The organism is Winogradskyella sp. (assembly GCF_013042245.1).
In the GTDB taxonomy this organism is placed as follows: domain Bacteria; phylum Bacteroidota; class Bacteroidia; order Flavobacteriales; family Flavobacteriaceae; genus Winogradskyella.
Genome location: NZ_JABDQL010000070.1, coordinates 1 through 18,100, shown reverse-complemented (window position 1 = coordinate 18,100; position 18,100 = coordinate 1). Strand labels below are relative to the sequence as shown.

Annotated in this window: 19 protein-coding genes; 13 read left to right on the top strand and 6 right to left on the bottom strand. The window is 33.9% G+C overall.

Annotated features, from left to right (window positions below; all coding sequences use genetic code 11):
- Positions 1 to 19: 19 nt before the first annotated feature.
- The 5 genes from HKP48_RS05815 to HKP48_RS05795 all read left to right on the top strand — a co-directional run bounded on the left by HKP48_RS05815 (position 20) and on the right by HKP48_RS05795 (position 2,666).
- The gene (locus HKP48_RS05815; RefSeq protein WP_296343781.1) at positions 20 to 751 is read left to right on the top strand and encodes a class I SAM-dependent methyltransferase; all 732 of its coding nucleotides are present in this window, start codon (positions 20 to 22) and stop codon (positions 749 to 751) included.
- Position 752: 1 nt separating this feature from the next.
- Positions 753 to 1,427: a ZIP family metal transporter gene (locus tag HKP48_RS05810; protein WP_296343779.1), complete on the top strand. Its 675-nt coding sequence runs from the start codon at positions 753 to 755 to the stop codon at positions 1,425 to 1,427.
- On the top strand, positions 1,428 to 1,856 hold the full coding sequence (locus HKP48_RS05805; RefSeq protein WP_296343777.1) for a DUF4268 domain-containing protein: 429 nt from the start codon (positions 1,428 to 1,430) through the stop codon (positions 1,854 to 1,856).
- Between the two features lie 182 nt (positions 1,857 to 2,038).
- Positions 2,039 to 2,347 (top strand): DoxX family protein, encoded by a 309-nt coding sequence (locus tag HKP48_RS05800; RefSeq protein WP_296343775.1) that lies wholly within the window; start codon positions 2,039 to 2,041, stop codon positions 2,345 to 2,347.
- A gap of 70 nt (positions 2,348 to 2,417) precedes the next feature.
- On the top strand, positions 2,418 to 2,666 hold the full coding sequence (locus tag HKP48_RS05795) for a hypothetical protein (protein ID WP_363928598.1): 249 nt from the start codon (positions 2,418 to 2,420) through the stop codon (positions 2,664 to 2,666).
- A gap of 119 nt (positions 2,667 to 2,785) precedes the next feature.
- On the opposite strand, the gene HKP48_RS05790 is transcribed toward HKP48_RS05795, so the two are convergent.
- Together HKP48_RS05790 and HKP48_RS05785 are read right to left on the bottom strand one after the other, a co-directional pair.
- A complete protein-coding gene (locus HKP48_RS05790; RefSeq protein ID WP_296343773.1) occupies positions 2,786 to 3,412 on the bottom strand; it encodes a hemolysin III family protein in 627 nt (208 codons plus the stop codon).
- Complete coding sequence (locus tag HKP48_RS05785) at positions 3,412 to 4,059, bottom strand: DUF4294 domain-containing protein (RefSeq protein WP_296343771.1); 648 nt, start codon at positions 4,057 to 4,059, stop codon at positions 3,412 to 3,414. Before HKP48_RS05785 ends, HKP48_RS05790 begins: the two co-directional genes overlap by 1 nt.
- Positions 4,060 to 4,221: 162 nt before the next feature.
- Here HKP48_RS05785 and HKP48_RS05780 point away from each other — a divergent pair, with 162 nt between their 5' ends.
- From HKP48_RS05780 to HKP48_RS05750, 7 genes are all read left to right on the top strand, one after another.
- Positions 4,222 to 5,310, top strand: a complete 1,089-nt coding sequence (locus HKP48_RS05780) for a M42 family metallopeptidase (RefSeq protein ID WP_296343769.1) — start codon at positions 4,222 to 4,224, stop codon at positions 5,308 to 5,310.
- A 58-nt stretch (positions 5,311 to 5,368) separates the two neighbouring features.
- Positions 5,369 to 6,520, top strand: coding sequence for an aminotransferase class V-fold PLP-dependent enzyme (locus tag HKP48_RS05775; RefSeq protein ID WP_296343767.1), 1,152 nt, complete (start codon positions 5,369 to 5,371; stop codon positions 6,518 to 6,520).
- Positions 6,513 to 7,064: an NUDIX domain-containing protein gene (locus tag HKP48_RS05770; RefSeq protein ID WP_296343765.1), complete on the top strand. Its 552-nt coding sequence runs from the start codon at positions 6,513 to 6,515 to the stop codon at positions 7,062 to 7,064. The genes HKP48_RS05775 and HKP48_RS05770 overlap by 8 nt, the downstream gene beginning before the upstream one ends.
- A complete protein-coding gene (locus tag HKP48_RS05765; RefSeq protein ID WP_296343763.1) occupies positions 7,064 to 7,744 on the top strand; it encodes a PrsW family glutamic-type intramembrane protease in 681 nt (226 codons plus the stop codon). Before HKP48_RS05770 ends, HKP48_RS05765 begins: the two co-directional genes overlap by 1 nt.
- Before the next feature lie 76 nt (positions 7,745 to 7,820).
- Positions 7,821 to 8,297, top strand: coding sequence for an acetyl-CoA carboxylase biotin carboxyl carrier protein subunit (locus HKP48_RS05760; RefSeq protein ID WP_296343761.1), 477 nt, complete (start codon positions 7,821 to 7,823; stop codon positions 8,295 to 8,297).
- A 1-nt stretch (position 8,298) separates the two neighbouring features.
- Positions 8,299 to 9,738, top strand: coding sequence for an acetyl-CoA carboxylase biotin carboxylase subunit (gene accC / locus HKP48_RS05755; RefSeq protein WP_296343759.1), 1,440 nt, complete (start codon positions 8,299 to 8,301; stop codon positions 9,736 to 9,738).
- Positions 9,739 to 9,744: 6 nt separating this feature from the next.
- Entirely contained in the window at positions 9,745 to 11,286 is a 1,542-nt protein-coding gene (locus HKP48_RS05750; protein WP_296343757.1) for an acyl-CoA carboxylase subunit beta, read from the top strand.
- Between the two features lie 61 nt (positions 11,287 to 11,347).
- Here the strand turns inward: HKP48_RS05750 and HKP48_RS05745 are convergent, their stop codons facing one another.
- Together HKP48_RS05745 and HKP48_RS05740 are read right to left on the bottom strand one after the other, a co-directional pair.
- Positions 11,348 to 13,120 (bottom strand): ABC transporter ATP-binding protein, encoded by a 1,773-nt coding sequence (locus HKP48_RS05745; RefSeq protein WP_296343755.1) that lies wholly within the window; start codon positions 13,118 to 13,120, stop codon positions 11,348 to 11,350.
- A 24-nt stretch (positions 13,121 to 13,144) separates the two neighbouring features.
- The gene (locus tag HKP48_RS05740; RefSeq protein WP_296343753.1) at positions 13,145 to 13,585 is read right to left on the bottom strand and encodes a DinB family protein; all 441 of its coding nucleotides are present in this window, start codon (positions 13,583 to 13,585) and stop codon (positions 13,145 to 13,147) included.
- Between the two features lie 88 nt (positions 13,586 to 13,673).
- On the opposite strand from HKP48_RS05740, the gene HKP48_RS05735 reads away from it, so the two are divergent.
- Positions 13,674 to 14,885 (top strand): multidrug effflux MFS transporter, encoded by a 1,212-nt coding sequence (locus HKP48_RS05735; protein WP_296343750.1) that lies wholly within the window; start codon positions 13,674 to 13,676, stop codon positions 14,883 to 14,885.
- Here HKP48_RS05735 and HKP48_RS05730 read toward each other — a convergent pair.
- Positions 14,882 to 15,502, bottom strand: coding sequence for an L-threonylcarbamoyladenylate synthase (locus tag HKP48_RS05730; RefSeq protein ID WP_296343748.1), 621 nt, complete (start codon positions 15,500 to 15,502; stop codon positions 14,882 to 14,884). The genes HKP48_RS05735 and HKP48_RS05730 overlap by 4 nt on opposite strands.
- A gap of 55 nt (positions 15,503 to 15,557) precedes the next feature.
- Positions 15,558 to 17,900, bottom strand: coding sequence for a UvrD-helicase domain-containing protein (locus HKP48_RS05725; RefSeq protein WP_296343747.1), 2,343 nt, complete (start codon positions 17,898 to 17,900; stop codon positions 15,558 to 15,560).
- Between the last annotated feature and the right edge of the window lie 200 nt (positions 17,901 to 18,100).

The following is an 18,100-nucleotide window of genomic DNA, read 5'->3' as shown; positions in this document are numbered from 1 at the left end:
TCTAAAGACTATAAACACTATGACTAAAACAAAGAAAAAATGGTACGCTTCATGGTTTGATACACCATACTACCATATTTTATATAAAGACAGGGATTATTCTGAAGCACAACGTTTTATGGATAATCTTACCGAATATCTCAATTTACCAGAAAACGGCAAAATCTTAGATTTAGCTTGTGGTAAAGGGCGTCACTCCATTTATCTTAACAAACTCGGTTATAATGTTACCGGTGTTGATTTATCAGAGCAAAGTATTGCACATGCCAAACAATTTGAGAACAAAAGCTTGAAGTTTGATGTATATGACATGACGAAACCATATCCTGAAACATTTGATGCGGTTTTTAACCTATTTACTAGTTTTGGCTATTTTGAAGATGATATATGCAATCTAAAAACCATAACATCTATAAAAGCAGAATTGAATGAATTTGGCTTTGGTGTTATCGATTTCATGAATTCTGAATATGTTATGGATAATCTTGTACCTAAAGACATCAAAACTGTTGAAGGTATTGACTTTTTACAGCAACGTCGTGTAGAAAAAGGCTATATCATCAAAGATATTTCCTTTACCGTTGATGAAGAAGACTTTAAATTTCAAGAGCGCGTTAAAGCTTTTACCTTAGCTGATTTCGAAGAATTATTCAAAAAAGCTGGTGTGCACTTATTAGATGTTTTTGGAGATTATAAGCTTAGAAAATACCATCCCAAGACCTCAGAACGTTTGATTATGATTTTTAAATAAAATGAATAAGTTTCTATTTCCGATTTATGCCATAATAATTGGCGTCTTAATTGCTTTTCTTACAAAGAACAAGAAAGTTATAGGTACAAAGCTCCTACTCTCTTTTAGTGGTGCATTTTTATTGGCATTAACGCTTTTTGATTTACTTCCTGAAGTTTATGAACATCTCGATGCAAAGCGGACAGGTTTATTTATCATGGGCGGAATTTTACTTCAAATTGTATTAGAATTCCTTTCAAAAGGTGCTGAGCATGGTCATGTACATATTCATAAAAATGAAACAAAGTTTCCTTGGTTGCTATTTATAAGCCTCTGTATTCATAGTTTTTTAGAAGGTTTTCCAATTCATCAACATAATGACATGATGTATGGTGTTTTTGTACATAAAATACCTATTGCTGCTTTAATTACCGGATTTTTGTTTCAGTCGAGTTTTACAAAAAGTAAGATTATTGGATTTCTAGTTGTGTTTGCTTTAATGACTCCTTTTGGCACTTATATTTCTAATAGTACAGAACTGCCTTCAGATTATATAAATATTATAAACGCCATAGTTATTGGAATATTCTTCCATATTTCAACAACTATTTTGTTTGAAAGCGGTGAAGGGCATAAATTTAATTTATCTAAACTAGTCGTAATTTGTTTAGGAATTTTAACCGCATTTTTTATCTAAATGTTTAGCAAAGAGGAAAGCCGAAAACTACGCGAAGACTTTTGGATAAGTTTTGGCAAATCATTCCCAAGAAAATGGTTGCTCTACAATACAAAAATTAAAGGATTATCTTTTAAATTCTACTTCGATACTAAAAAAGCCTTTGTGTGTTTAGACCTAGAAAACGATTTAGAAAACCGTATCAACTGTTGGGAAAAGCTCGAAGCCTTAAAAAACATTTTGCATTCAGACTATCTTCCTGAAGCCATTTACGAAGAAGAATTCTACCTAGATAATGGTAAAGAAATTTCTAGAATTTATATACCTCTTGAACAAAAGGTGTCAATACATAACAAAAATAATTGGCGTGATGTTATGGAATTTTTCTTTGAAAAAATGTCTTTTTTTGAAGCTTTTTTTGAAGAGTATAAGGATATTATTAAGTCCTAAAATAGATATATAAATAATTTTGCATTGTGTATTTGTAAGTATTGAATTTAATTATTGACAGAAAGTTTATAATTTAACTAAAATCATTCAATATGAAATATTTAAAGCTCATCATCCATATAGCCATAGCTGTAATTCTTATACAAAAACTGTGATTTAAATTCACAGCTCTTCCAGATAGTGTGTATATCTTTACTCAAGTTAGCTTAGAACCTTTTGGTCGTATTGGTATTGGTGTGTTAGAACTTATCGCTAATATTTTAATTCTAGTCCCAAAAACTACTTGGTTAGGTGCAACTCTTGTACTTGGCATAATTGGCGGAGCTATTATGATGCATCTTACAGATTTAGGAATTGACATCAATGGAGATGGTGGATTACTATTTTATACAGCAATAGTTACATTTATTTTAAGTTTGGTGACACTTTGGTTATCAAGAAGAGACATCCCAATAATTGATAAGAAGTGGTTTACCAAAGCTAATGCCTAAACAATAAGACATCAATTTATTTGTGCCTTTTGATTATATTTAGAATATCAATTTCTAAATTAAATCAATTATGAAGGTAGGTGCATTTTCTATAAGCTTAAGCGTCAAGGATATTAAAGCTTCAAAAACATTTTATGAAACCCTAGGCTTTACAGTGTTTGCCGGACATATGGAACGTCATTACCTTATCATGAAAAATGGTGATGCTATTGTAGGATTGTTTCAGGGCATGTTTGAGGGCAACATTATTACGTTTAATCCAGGATGGAATCAAGATGCGGAGGCCCAAGCTAATTTTGACGATGTTAGAGCTATATAAGAGCATTTAAAATCTTCAGGAATAAAACTTATTAAAGAAGCTGATGAAAATACAAAAGGGCCAGAAAGTATTACATTATTTGATCCAGATGGAAATACTATTTTAATTGACCAGCACGTTTAGATAACATATTCATAAATCATAAAAAAGTGGCAAATGGCACCTGCGAGTACAAAAAAGTGCCATATAACATGATTAAATGGAATTTTATGAATCGTATAAAAAATAATTCCAACGGTATAAAACATACCACCCGCAAACAACCAAAGTATCCCATTTGGATGCATGATTTCAGATAGTGTCGAAAAATCAAACACAATTAGCCAACCCATAACTAAATACAATAAAGTTGAAAATATTTCAAATCTTCCTGTAAAAAAAAGCTTAAGAATTACGCCAAATAAGGCTATTCCCCAAACCGCATAAAACAGTTGCCAACCCAAGCTATTTGAAAGTGTAATTAACAAAACTGGAGTGTAAGTACCAGCAATGAGTAGGTAGATACTAATGTGGTCTACTATCCTAAATTTTTTCTTTAAATCGTATTTAGAGACGGCATGATATGCTGTTGATGCAGCAAACAGAATAATAATTGATATACCATAAATAACGACGCTAAGTAAATACCAGGGTTTGGAACTATCTACGCCAGTGATTAAAAAGATGAGACCAACAATACCCAAAATAGTACCTAGCCCGTGAGACCAAGAGTTAAGTAATTCTTCCTGTTTAGATTGTACGCTCATTATTTTTTTATCGATTTTTTCTTCCCCATCCATTTATCATTTAAACCGTAATAATCAATTTCAAAAGCAGGTTTTTGGCGATCCAATTGACCATTTTGAAAGGCTCTAAGTAAAATATCTTCAATCAAAAAATCCTCCTCTACTTCTAAGGGAACAAACTCACGTTTCAAAGAAATATTAAATAAACTTGCCGTACTATTAAACCAAAAGGCACGCCAACCGCTTCGCAATTCCTTAATGAGCTTAAATGTGGTCTTTCCTGTCTGTCTGTGAATTAGTTTTACCAAAATCTGACCTTCAGTTTTAGTCAGCTTCTTTAATTCTTCTGAAAATTCATTTTCAATATACTTCTGAATGATTTTAGCATATTTCTTTTTCTGACGTTGTTTTGGCAAAGCATCCAAACGCTCCTGAAGTGACACTAATCGTTCTGCCGCCAGCTTTGCGTATGGATATACTTTTATTGTCTTTCGTCTTAAAATATAATATCTAATGCGTTCTTTCCTATTTTCTAATTTCAGATTTGGTAAAACAATTACTTCATCTAAACCTATAAACTTTTTAGGAATAGAATCACCTTCAATAATTATATATGTTTCGGATATAGAATCTTGTTCAACAGGATCAATCTGAGCCGCCAAAAACATAGGTGAACAAAGTAAAAAAAGGACAATATATCGCATATACATAATAATGCTCTAAAATCATTCCAAAAATGGAAGCCACGGCGACTCAAAATTAAGAATTAATCTATCCTATAACCCTAATTTTACTATTAATATTGTTATTTTTAGGAAAAATTTAATCGCATGGCAAAACAGAAGATACTCAACAAAAAGTCAATGGACTTTTTAGAAAAATATTTAAATAACGCATCACCAACAGGGTACGAATGGGAAGGACAAAAAATTTGGATGGATTATCTAAAACCTTACGTTGATGAATTTATAACAGACACCTACGGTAGTGCCGTTGCAGTAATTAATCCTAAGGCAAAATACAAAGTAGTTATTGAAGGACATGCTGACGAAATTTCATGGTATGTCAATTATATATCTGACAATGGTTTACTTTATGTCATTAGAAATGGCGGAAGCGACCACCAAATTGCACCAAGTAAAATTGTTAATATTCATACCAAAAAAGGTATTGTAAAAGGCGTTTTTGGTTGGCCAGCAATCCACACACGCAACAAATCTAAAGAAGAAGCTCCAAAGCCAGATAATATTTGTATTGACATTGGTGCAAAAGACAAAAAAGAAGTTGAAAAAATGGGCGTCCATGTTGGTTGTGTTATTACATACCCAGATGAATTTCACATACTCAATAACGATAAATTTGTTTGTCGTGCTTTAGACAACCGTATGGGTGGTTTTATGATTGCTGAGGTCGCACGTTTACTAAAAGAAAACAAAAAGAAACTCCCTTTTGGACTCTATATCACCAATTCTGTTCAGGAAGAAATTGGACTCCGTGGTGCCGAAATGATTACTGAAACCATTAAGCCTAATGTAGCCATTGTTACAGATGTCACACACGACACAACAACACCAATGATTGACCCTAAAAAACAAGGCCTTGCTGAAATTGGTAATGGTCCAGTCATTGCATATGCGCCTGCAGTACAGCAAAAATTAAGGAATTTAATCACGGACACGGCAGAAGAAAAGAAAATACCTTTTCAACGTGCAGCTTTATCTAGAGCCACAGGAACAGATACTGATGCGTTTGCATACAGTAATGGCGGTGTCGCTTCTGCTCTAATTTCATTGCCTTTGCGATACATGCACACGACAGTAGAAATGGTACACAAAGATGATGTAGAAAACGTTATTCGTTTAATTTACGAATCGCTACTTAAGATTAAAGAAGGCGAAACGTTTAGCTATTTTAACTAAGCATATATATGGTTGTTTGATAAATATCCTATCGAACAGCCATTTTTTTTAACTGTAAATGATTTTTAAGCCCAAACAACAGCTTTTTAATATTTCCGAGGATGTAATCTATTTAAACACGGCAAGCTTTTCTCCTGCTTTTAAATCGGTTGAGACTGCTGGTATTGAAGCTATAAAACAAAAAAGTCATCCAGAGTTACGGCAAGGGTCAGACTTGTTTAACCCTGTCATTGACCTCAGAAAACTATTTGCCAAAGTTATTGACGAAGATGATTATAATCGTGTCGTAACTATTCCATCGGTTTCATACGGAATGGCGAATGTGGCGAATAATATCACGCTTAATTCAGGTGATGAAATTCTAATTGTTGAAGAGCAATTTCCAAGTAATTATTATATATGGGAAGATGTAGCTAAACGTTACGACACCAAAATAGTAACCATTAAACAGCCTGATAATCCTGAAGATTGGAACTCTGCAATTCTTAAAAAAATTAATTCTAAGACTGCATTAGTCGCTATTGGTCATATCCATTGGGCAAATGGATTGTTGTTTGATTTAAAGGCTATTCGAAATAAGACCAGCGAGAACAATTCTCTTCTAGTAATCGACGGCAGTCAATCCATCGGTGCACTACCCTTTTCCATAAAAGATATTCAGCCAGATGCATTGGTTTGTGCCGGTTATAAATGGTTATTTGGTCCTTATGGTTGTGCTTACGCGTATTACGGTCCTTATTTTGATGGTGGAAAACCGATTGAGCAAAACTGGGCAAACCGATTAGGAAGTGAAAACCTATCGGGTTTAACCACTTACCAGTCGGAATATAAATCTAAAGCTAGCCGTTATGCTATGGGCGAAAGCGGAAGTTTTATTTATGTAAAAATGCAAATTGCAGCATTAACAGAAATTTTGAAAATTAACAGACAGGAATTTCAAGAGTATTGTCATTTAATAAGTGAAAAATCCTTGGTAAAACTATCAGAATTAGGATTCACATCAAACACTCCCAATATCAGGGCAAAGCATTTATTTGGTATTAAGATTCCAAATTCTGTAGATGTCGATAAATTGAAAGAAGTATTAAAATCTAACAATATTCACCTATCGTTTAGGGGAAAGTATATGCGAGTGTCTTGTCACGTTTTTAATGCAGAAAAGCATTTCAATAAGTTATATAACGTTATCAATTCGGTAGTCAATGGATGAACTCATAGACATTGTTGATGCTAAGGGAAATCCAACTGGAAAAACGGCTTTAAAGTCAGATATTCATAAAAATGGCTGGTACCATAACACCATCCATTTGTGGTTATATACACCAAAAGGTGAAATATTATTACAGCAGCGTTCTCACAAAAAAACCATATACCCACTACTTTGGGATGTATCGGTTGCAGGACATATTGATGCCGGTGAGACATTTACTGAAGCCGCTATTCGCGAAACAGAAGAAGAGATTGGCTTAAACTTAAATAAGAAATACTTAATAAAAATAGGTACACACTTGCACAAATCTGAATATAATAATGGCAACATAAAAGATTATGAATTCCATCAGGTGTACATCTCAAAACTTCCAGTAAGTTTAGAAAGTCTTATACCTCAAGAAGATGAAGTTGAAGCACTTAAATTGGTAAGTTTAGACACCTTTGAAAGTTTATTGTCTAATAGTGAAACTAATTCTCATTTTATAGCTTCAAACAAACGTTATTACGAATTTGTTTTAAAAAACATTAAAGCTCAATTGTAATGACTTTATTTCTATTTGCCGTAACACCAATAATAACCATCATTCTGTATATATACTTTCAGGATAAATATGAAAAAGAACCTTTTGGTCTTTTAACTAAAAGCTTTTTACTTGGTGCTTTTGTAAGCGTATTTATAGTACTAATACTGTATCTTATAACTGGAAGACTTATTCCAGTAACAGACAAGTTTAGCGTTTGGCAACAATTTATCCAAGCATTTTTTGTGGTAGCATTATCAGAAGAGTTTAGTAAATATATCATCGTCAAATATTTTGCACAACCTAATAAAGAATTTAATGAACCCTATGATGGTATAGTCTATGCTGTCATGGTATCCATGGGTTTTGCCTGTACCGAAAACATAATGTATGTTTTAAAAGGCGGTTATGAAACTGCTATTTTACGAGCTTTTACAGCCGTCCCTGCACATGCAACTTTTGGTGTTTTGATGGGTTATTTTATGGGAAAGGCTAAGTTTTCAAATAATAGATTCGGGTTAAACATGACCGGTTTACTTTTAGCAACACTATTTCATGGAGCTTATGATTTCTTTTTGTTTATTAACTTTATTCCTGGTATTTATATAGGTGCTTTTATTTCTTTGATAATAGGACTTATTCTTTCAAGAAAAGCTATAAAACGACATCAAAAAAAATCGTATTTTAAGCATGATAAATAATTTTGAAAACATGATTTTTTTCATGATTTCTATTACAACATAGCAGTAATTTTACTTGACTATAAAATCAAATTTTATGTATAAACTCAAAGTCAACAAAACATATAGTTTTGATGTATCAAAAGAAGATATTGATAAACTGGATGCTGTTGAAACCTCCGAAAAACAATTTCATATTCTTAACAATGACAAATCGGTAAAAGCTACTGTTTTGCGATCAGATTTTAATAAGAAAAGTTATTCTATTAAAGTGAATAATAACACGTACGACGTTGTAATTAATAATATGTTGGACCAACAAATAGAAGCCTTAGGTTTTGAAATTGGCGCATCTAAACAGATAAATTCTATAGAAGCACCAATGCCTGGACTAATACTAGAAGTAAGTGTTAAACAAGGTCAAGAAGTAAAAGAAGATGACGCATTGCTTATACTTGAAGCGATGAAAATGGAAAATGTCATTAACTCTCCTAGAGATGGTGTTATTAAATCCATTAAAGTCAATCAAGGTGAAACTGTAGACAAAAATTCTTTATTAATCGAATTCGAATAGAATGAAAAAAATATTAGTTGCCAATCGTGGTGAAATTGCGATACGCGTAATGCGGACTGCAAAAAAAATGGGAATAAAAACCGTAGCGGTATTTTCAGAAGTTGATAGAAATGCACCGCACGTAAAATACGCCGATGAGGCTGCTTGTATAGGTCCTGCCCCATCAAATCAATCCTATTTAAAAGGGGATAAAATTATTGAAGTTGCAAAATTATTAGATGTAGATGGTATCCATCCAGGTTATGGATTTTTAAGCGAGAATGCTGATTTTGCAAAATTATGTGAAAAAAATAATATTACATTCATTGGACCACGCTCAAAAGCGATTAAAATGATGGGCGATAAATTAGCTGCAAAAGATGCAGTTAAAGATTACGACATCCCGATGGTTCCAGGTGTTGACCATGCTGTTACTGACCCAAAAGAAGCCGTAGAAATTGCTAAACAAATTGGCCTACCGATATTGATTAAAGCTGCTGCTGGAGGCGGTGGTAAAGGTATGCGTGTTGTAGAGCAAGAAAAAGATATCGAAAGTCAAATGAATCGTGCTATTAGTGAGGCAACTTCAGCTTTTGGTGACGGCTCAGTTTTTGTCGAAAAATATGTGACTTCTCCTAGACACATTGAAATCCAAGTTATGGCAGATAGCTATGGAAATATCCTCCACTTTTTTGAGCGCGAATGTTCTGTGCAGCGACGCCATCAAAAAGTTGTTGAAGAAGCACCTTCTGCAATTCTTACTCCTGAGTTAAGAAAGCGCATGGGACAAGCTGCTATTGATGTAGCACGTTCTTGTGACTATCTTGGTGCTGGTACTGTAGAATTTTTAATGGACGCTGAGCATAACTTCTATTTCTTAGAAATGAATACACGCTTACAGGTAGAACATCCAGTTTCCGAGTGGATTTCTGGTGTAGATTTGGTAGAACTTCAAATTAAAGTGGCACGAGGTGAAGCTCTAGATATTAAACAAGAGGATTTAAAAATCAATGGTCATGCCTTAGAACTTCGTGTTTATGCAGAAGATCCTATGAATGACTTTTTACCGAGTGTAGGAAATTTAGAAGTTTATCAATTGCCTGAAGGAGAAAACATTCGTGTAGATAATGGTTTTGAGGAAGGTATGGATATTCCTATTTACTATGACCCAATGTTATCTAAGTTAATCACCTACGGAAAAACAAGGTCTGAAGCCATAGAATTAATGATAAAAGCTATAGATAATTATCATGTAAAAGGTGTGCAAACCACACTGCCTTTCGGTCGTTTTGTATGCGAACATGAAGCTTTTAGAAGTGGTAATTTCGACACACATTTTGTAAAAAACTACTACTCGCCTATCCTTTTAGAAGAACGTCATAAGGCTGAAGCTAAAATAGCAGCACAAATTGCTTTAAAGACCTATTTTAAAGAACAAAAACTACTCAGAGTACCTAATTAAGATATTATGGATTCAAAAATAAAAACACTCAACGAAAAACTTGAATTATCGAAGCTTGGCGGTGGTCAGGCAAGAATTGACAAGCAACATCAAAAGAAAAAACTAACCGCTAGAGAACGTGTTTTATATCTGTTAGACGAAGGCTCGTTTGAAGCAATTGGAGCTCTGGTTACACACAGGACCAAGGAGTTTGGTATGGAAAAACAGAAGTGTTATGGAGATGGTGTAGTTACAGGCTACGGAACTGTTAACGGAAGATTGGTGTACATTTTTGCACAAGATTTTACAGTTTTTGGTGGTTCACTTTCAGAGACTCACGCTGAAAAGATTTGCAAAATTATGGATATGGCCGTTAATGTAGGTGCACCAATAATTGGACTTAATGATTCTGGTGGGGCACGAATACAAGAAGGAGTTCGTTCCTTAGGTGGTTATGCCGATATTTTTTATCGTAATGTACAAGCCTCTGGGGTTATTCCACAGATTTCAGCAATAATGGGACCTTGTGCTGGTGGTGCTGTGTATTCGCCTGCTATGACAGATTTTACAATCATGGTAGAAGATACAAGTTACATGTTTGTTACAGGGCCAAATGTTGTAAAAACAGTAACAAATGAAGAAGTGACAAGTGAAGAATTGGGAGGTGCAAGTGTACATTCAACTAAATCTGGTGTTGCTCATAAAACTTCAGCTAATGATATTGAATGTTTAGAAGATGTCAAAAAACTACTGAGTTATCTACCACAGAACAATAAAGAGATTCCTGCGGATTTTGATATTGAATTAAAAGAAGAAGTCCGTGAGGTTTTAACCGATATTGTTCCTGATAATCCAAATAAACCTTACGATATGCATCAAGTGATTGAAGGCATTATAGATAAGGATTCATTTTATGAAATTCATAAGGATTATGCTGAAAATATAATTGTAGGTTTTGCAAGATTAGGAGGAAAGTCTATTGGTATCGTCGCCAACCAACCTATGTTTTTGGCTGGTGTACTTGGTGTAAAAAGCTCGAAGAAAGCCGCACGTTTTGTTCGCTTTTGTGATGCTTTTAATATTCCAATTTTAGTTTTAGAAGATGTTCCTGGGTTCTTACCTGGTACTGACCAAGAATGGAATGGTATTATTGTACACGGCGCCAAATTACTTTATGCATTTAGTGAAGCAACTGTACCACGAGTTACTGTAATTACGCGTAAGGCTTATGGCGGTGCTTATGATGTTATGAACTCAAAACACATTGGCGCTGACATGAATTTTGCATGGCCAACAGCAGAGATTGCAGTTATGGGTGCAAAAGGTGCTGCGGAAATTATCTTTAAACGTGAAATTGTGGCGTCTGAAGACCCAGAAGCCAAATGGAAAGAAAAAGAAGCTGAATATGCTAAATTGTTTGCTAACCCTTACAGTGCCGCTGAACGTGGATTTATAGATGAAGTTATACTTCCTAAAAATACGCGTCGTAAGCTTATTAAGGCCTTTAGTATGCTTGAAAACAAAGAGGTTAATAAACCAAAGCGCAAACACGGAAACATTCCGCTTTAGAAGAATATCAATTTAAGTTCAAAGCCTTTCAATTTTAAATATGAAAGGCTTTTTTATAATATTAAATTTTAGCCTGAAACGTATATAAATCATAATATCTACCTTCTTTAGCAAGTAACTCTTCATGATTACCACGCTCAACAATTTTCCCAGATTCTATAACTAAAATTTGGTCTGCACGCTTAATGGTGCTTAGTCTATGCGCAATAACTATTGTAGTTCTGTTATTTGTAAGTTGAGACAAACTTTTTTGAATTAACCCTTCACTTTCAGTATCTAAATTTGATGTTGCCTCATCCAAAATAATAATTTTTGGATCTGCTAAAATAGCACGAGCAATAGCAATGCGTTGCCGTTGACCACCAGAAAGTTTTACACCACGCTCACCTATAAGTGTTTCTAAACCATCATCAAAACGGTCTGTAAACTCATTCACGTAAGCTGCTTTAACAGCATTTTGTAATTGTACTTCGGTAGCATCAGGTCTTGGAAACATAATGTTTTCTCTGATAGTGCCTTCAAACAAGAATTCATCCTGTAAAACGACACCTAAATGTTTTCTGAAGCTATTTAATTTCACTTTGGATAGATCTTCACCGTCAATGGTTATGGTTCCTGATTGTGGATTCAAAAATGTAGCTGAAAGTCCGGCAATCGTAGATTTGCCAGAGCCAGAACTACCCACTAAAGCTATAACTGAACCTGAAGGCGCGTTGAAATTGATATTATGCAATACAGGTTTTCCTTCTTCATACGCAAAGGAGACATCGTTAAAAATAAGATTTCCTTGAAATGAATTGAGTTCTACTATTCTGTTTTCATCATCTTCTTCAGCAGTCATATTCATTAACTCTTCGGTACGGTCTAAACCTGCTAAGGCTTCAGTTAATTGGCTACCAATATTACTCATTTGCACTATTGGTGCAATCATAAAACCTAAAACTAATGTAAAAAAAAGAAAATCTCCAGTAGTCATTTCACCTTTCATCATGTAGTATCCGCCAATACCCATAATCCCCGTGGTGGCAACACCAATTAAAAAAGTCGATGAGCTCGTCATTAAAGCTGTAGCAGTTAAGCTCTTTTTTACATTCTGAAAAATACTATCGACTCCTTTTTCAAATATTTTGTTTTCTTGTTCTTCAGAATTAAATGCTTTTATGACTCTTACACCAGCTAAGGTTTCGGTTAAGCGACCTTTAACTTCTGCATTAATCCTTCCGCGTGTTCTAAAAATTGGGCGAATATATTTAAAGGCTTTTAAAGCAATGAACGCGAAAATTGATAGAGGCACAAATACAAATAAAGTCATCCATGGATTCAAATTTATTAGAATAATCAAAGAAATAATAGCAGTGAATGTTCCGCCTACTAATTGTACCAAACCAGTGCCAATTAAATTACGAACACCTTCCACGTCACTCATTATTCTTGAGACTAAGGCTCCTGATTTTGTATTATCGAAAAAGCTAATAGGAAGTGATAATACCTTTTTCTGAACTTGCGCTCTTAATTCACTTATTAAAAATTGCGCTTGTACACTCAATATTTTAGTTAATGTGAAAGAAGTGATAGCCTGAATTGATATTGCTGTAATAACAACAGCTATAAGAACATATAATTGGTCGTAATTTTTATTAGGCACAACCTCATCTAATAGGACTTTACTTTGCCAAGGAAGAATTAAACCCGATAAGCTTCGAAGAACAATTAATATTAGTCCAATAAAAACGAGGTTTCGTCTTGGCCAAATAATAGTTTTAAAGGCTTTAGCAATACTTACTTTAGATTTCTTTTTGTTTGCTTTTGATGACGATTCTTTAAGGTGTTGCATATATTTTAAATTACTTCAAAGGTACTAATCTAATAAACGTCTGTGGTAATTAATCTGTCCTAAATGATAGGCTAAGTGCGATTTTAGGTGCAATAAAAAGTATTCTGTCGTCATATAATCTTCAAATGGATTTCTTCGATATACTTTTTGTAAATCCGATGGTTTTAATTTTAATAATGTGTTTTCTATTTCAACTTTAGTTGCTTCTAACATTTTTATGAGTTTAGCTACAGACACATTTTTTTGAAAAAACTCTAAATCGCGTTGTCGCACGTAATCTGTATTTCCTAAAGTAGCACCTATAAAATGATTTAGATTTCCAATAAGATGAAGTGTTAAATTTCCCGCGCAGTTAGAGATGTCTTTATCAACAACCCAAATAACTGATTCATTTTTATATGACGTTAATTCAATTTTTATAGCATTTATGTCTCTGTTAAAGAGTTTTATTAAGGACTGTAACATTTTTTAGGTATTAAAAATTTAGATTTTAATATTAGGAAAAGAAATTCTACTCTTTAAAAGTACCTAATTATTAGCTTACTTTTGCGCAATGAAAAATCAAAGTCGGTCACAGGTAGAGTTTGTTATTTTAATGGCTGCTTTAATGTCTATTGTTGCACTGACGATTGATGCATTATTGCCTGCTTTGCCAGATATTGGTGCAGATTTAAATGTTGCAGACATTAAAGACAATCCTAAATTAATTACCTCAATCTTTTTAGGATTGGGTTGTGGGCAATTACTTTTTGGGCCATTGTCAGATAGTTTTGGCAGAAAACCCATCGTTTACATTGGTTTTATTGTTTTTTTAGTGGCTTCTTATATTTGTGTAACCACAAAAAGTTTTGAAATAATGCTTTTTGGTCGTGTACTACAAGGTATTGGTCTTGCTGCACCCAGAACGATGACTATTGCAATAGTTCGGGATAGTTACAGTGGCGATTATATGGCGAAAATATTATCCTTCGTTGTGATGATTTTTATCCTCGTCCCTGTTATTGCACCTTCGCTTGGTCAGTATATTATGAATCATTTTCACTGGAAAATGATATTTATTTTCAATGCCTGTTTTGGGATATTAGTCATGCTTTGGTTTTGGCTACGGCAACCCGAAACACTAAAAGATAAGCATCGTATAAGTTACCGTCTATCAATCTTTAAAACAGGGACGATTGCCTTTTTTAAAATAAAGCCGGCTGTTATTTACACTATTTTATCAGGTCTAATCACAGGTTCGTTCATGGTTTATTTAAGTACGTCACAACGTGTTTTTGAAAAACAATATGATATGAAAGAAGAGTTTCCCCTCATTTTTGCTAGTTTGGCTATCTCTGTTGGACTCTCCACTTTTATGAATAGTCAACTAGTAGTTCGATATGGAATGCGAAAAATTGTACATACAGCTATGCTGTGCTTTGTGCTAATTTCACTTTTATTCGTTATAGTTTTTAATACTGGTAGTAATCCTAGTATAGAAGTTTTAATCGGTTTTTTTGCACTTCAATTTTTTACAATAGGATTTTTATTTGGTAATTTAAGAGCACTTGCTATGGAACCTATGGGACATATTGCAGGTATTGGTTCTGCTCTTAACGGGTTTGTATCTACAGTAATGGCTGTGCCAATTGCAGACTATATTGGTAAGTTTGTAATTGATTCTGTGACACCTCTTTTTGTTGGTTTTACCATATGTGGTGTTATTTCGCTTTTACTATTCTATTCAATCAATAATAGAATTTTTAGGAATTTGAGACGTGCTTAAAAAATTTCAAGACTACCCTTACCTTCTCTTACAATTATAGGTACATCTTGGGACAAGTCTATTACAGTAGATGCCTCATTATCACCATAACCACCATTGATAACTAAATCAACAAGATTTTCCCATTTTTCAAGGATTAGTTCGGGGTCAGTAGTATATTCCAAAATATCATCATCATCTCTTATAGATGTTGAAACTATAGGGTTTCCTAGCGCTTCTACTAAACTCAAAATAATGGAGTTGTCGGGAACGCGAATACCAACTGTTTTTCTTTTTTTAAAAGGGTTAGGCAAGTTTTTTGAACCAGGTAAAATAAAGGTGTATGCTCCCGGTAAAGCACGTTTTAATATTTTAAATGTAGTCGTATCTATTTGCTTTACATAATCGCTAAGATTACTTAAATCGTGACAAATGAAAGAAAAGTTAGATTTCTCAAGTTTCACACCTTTAATTCTAGCTATTTTTTCTAAGGCTTTCACATTAGTAATATCACAACCTAAGCCATAAACCGTATCTGTAGGATAAATGACTAGCCCACCTTTTCTAAGCACGTCAACTACTTTTTGAATAGCTTTAGGGTTTGGGTTTTTAGGATATATTTTAATGAATTCTGCCATGAAATAAAGATAATGAATACTATTTATGTATTTAGACGCCTTAAAGCAATTATATTTAAGATTTAGGATTTAATATTTCAAGCTTAGCAAAACGTAATAACAATTTTTTTATTGCACCATTATTAAATTTAATTTCAGCCTTTAAATCGCTACCAGCGCCTTCTATTTTAAGGACTTCTCCTCTACCAAAGCGATCATGGTTTACAATATTTCCAACAGTTAATTTATTATCAAAGAGATTAGTATTAGTGCTAGTCGCTTTACTAACTGCAGTCATTTTCTTAGGTGCTTTAATCTCAAAATTTTCAGGTTTTTTTCTATCTTGTTTCTTCTTCAAATTAGGTGATTTTGGTTTTGCAAATCGAATTTTATTAGGCTCAATATCTCCAAATATTGAAGCATCAAGCATTGGATTAAACCGTTGTTCTTTTAGCGGCGTTGTATTATTTACAAATTGCTCATCAATTTCATCTATAAATCGACTTGGTTCTGCATCTATCAATTTTCCCCAACGGTAACGGGAAATTGTATAGGTTAAATAGGCCTGCTTTTCTGCTCTGGTAAGTGCCACGTAAAACAGACGGCGTTCTTCTTCCAGTTCGCTACGCGTATTCATACTCATAGCACTTGGGAATAAATCTTCTTCCATACCTACAATAAAAACGTACGGAAACTCAAGACCCTTAGCCAAATGAATTGTCATTAGTGCTACATGGTTGGGATCGCCTTTGTCTCCGTCTAAATCTGTAGCTAGAGCAACATCTTCCAAAAACTCAGCTAAGGAATCACCAGCGTCTGCCAATTCTATTTGTCCTTCAACAAAGTCTTTGATACCGTTTAATAATTCTTGAACGTTATCTAATTTAGTAATACCTTCTGGAGTACCGTCTTTTCCGAGTTCTCTTATAAGGCCACTTGTTTTTGTAACATGTTCTGCCAAATCAAAGGCATTTGCATTCTGGTTCATAACCTTATAACTTTCAATCAAGGTTACAAAGTCCTTTAGTTTAGTTTTTGTTCCGTTATTAATATTAATACTCACATTATCGATATCGCTCATAATATCATAAATAGTTCGTCCGCTAGCATTAGCCGCAACTATCAATCGGTCTATGGTTGTTTGTCCTATTCCTCTTGTCGGATAGTTAATCACACGTTTTAATGCTTCTTCATCTGCAGTATTAATAATTAGACGTAAATAAGCAGTAACATCTTTAATTTCTTTTCTTTGATAGAAAGATAGCCCACCATAGATTCTATAAGGAATATCACGCTTACGTAATGCGTCTTCAATGGCACGAGACTGGGCATTTGTTCTGTATAAAACTGCAAAGTCACTATTAGGAAGGTGTTCATTCATTTTAGTATCCCAGATGGTGCTTGCAACGTATCGACCTTCATCACCATCTGTCATAGAACGGTGAATAATAACTTTCTCTCCAATATCGTTAGCCGTCCAAACCACTTTATCAAGTTTGGTTTTATTATGCTCAATAACTGAATTGGCTGCCCCGACAATGTTTTTTGTAGATCTGTAGTTCTGTTCTAAACGGTACAGTTTTACATCGTCATAATCCTTTTGAAAGTTCAGAATATTATTAATATTTGCCCCACGAAAGGCATATATGCTTTGTGCATCATCTCCTACCACACAGATATTCTGAAAACGGTCTGCCAGCGCTCTAACAATCAAATATTGAGAGTGGTTGGTATCTTGATACTCATCAACAAGAATGTATCTAAACTTGTTTTGGTACTGAGCTAAAACATTAGGAAAGCGCGTTAATAATTCATTAGTACGCAATAATAAGTCATCAAAATCCATAGCACCAGCTTTAAAACATCTATCGACATATTCGGCATAAACCTCACCCATTTTAGGGCGTCGCGCTGCAGCGTCAGCTTCCATTAATTCGGGATTGCTATAATATGCTTTTACTGTAATAAGGCTATTTTTATAGGAAGAAATCCGGCTATAAACCTGTTTAGTTTTATAAATGTCCTTATCCAAGCCCATCTCTTTTATTATAGAACCTAAAAGCTTTTGCGAATCTTGGGTATCGTAAATAGTAAAATTGCTAGGAAAGCCCAAATGGTGACCTTCAAAACGTAAAATTTTTGCAAATACGGAGTGGAATGTTCCCATCCACAAATTTTTCGCTTCTCCATCACCTACAATATCTGCAATTCTACCTTTCATTTCTCGAGCTGCTTTGTTAGTGAATGTCAATGCCAAAATATTAAATGCATCAACACCTTGACTCATTAAATAAGCAATTCTGTAAGTAAGTACACGAGTTTTACCAGAACCAGCACCAGCGATGACAATCATAGGGCCATCTTTTTGCAATGTTGGTGCGAGTTGAGCTTCGTTAAGTTGACTTAAATATTTTTCCAATTGGGTAGCAATTTTTAAAGTTGTGAAATTAATGAAAGTGCTTGTTTTTACTATGGTTTTTTATGAATAATTATAAATGCGAATCAAGGGTTGGTAAATAGATAAAAAAACAAGCTTAATTCATTGAAAAACAACGTCTTAAACTTGTTTAAGTTATTGATTTTCAGTATCTTAATAGTCGATTTCAACAAGATTATTTT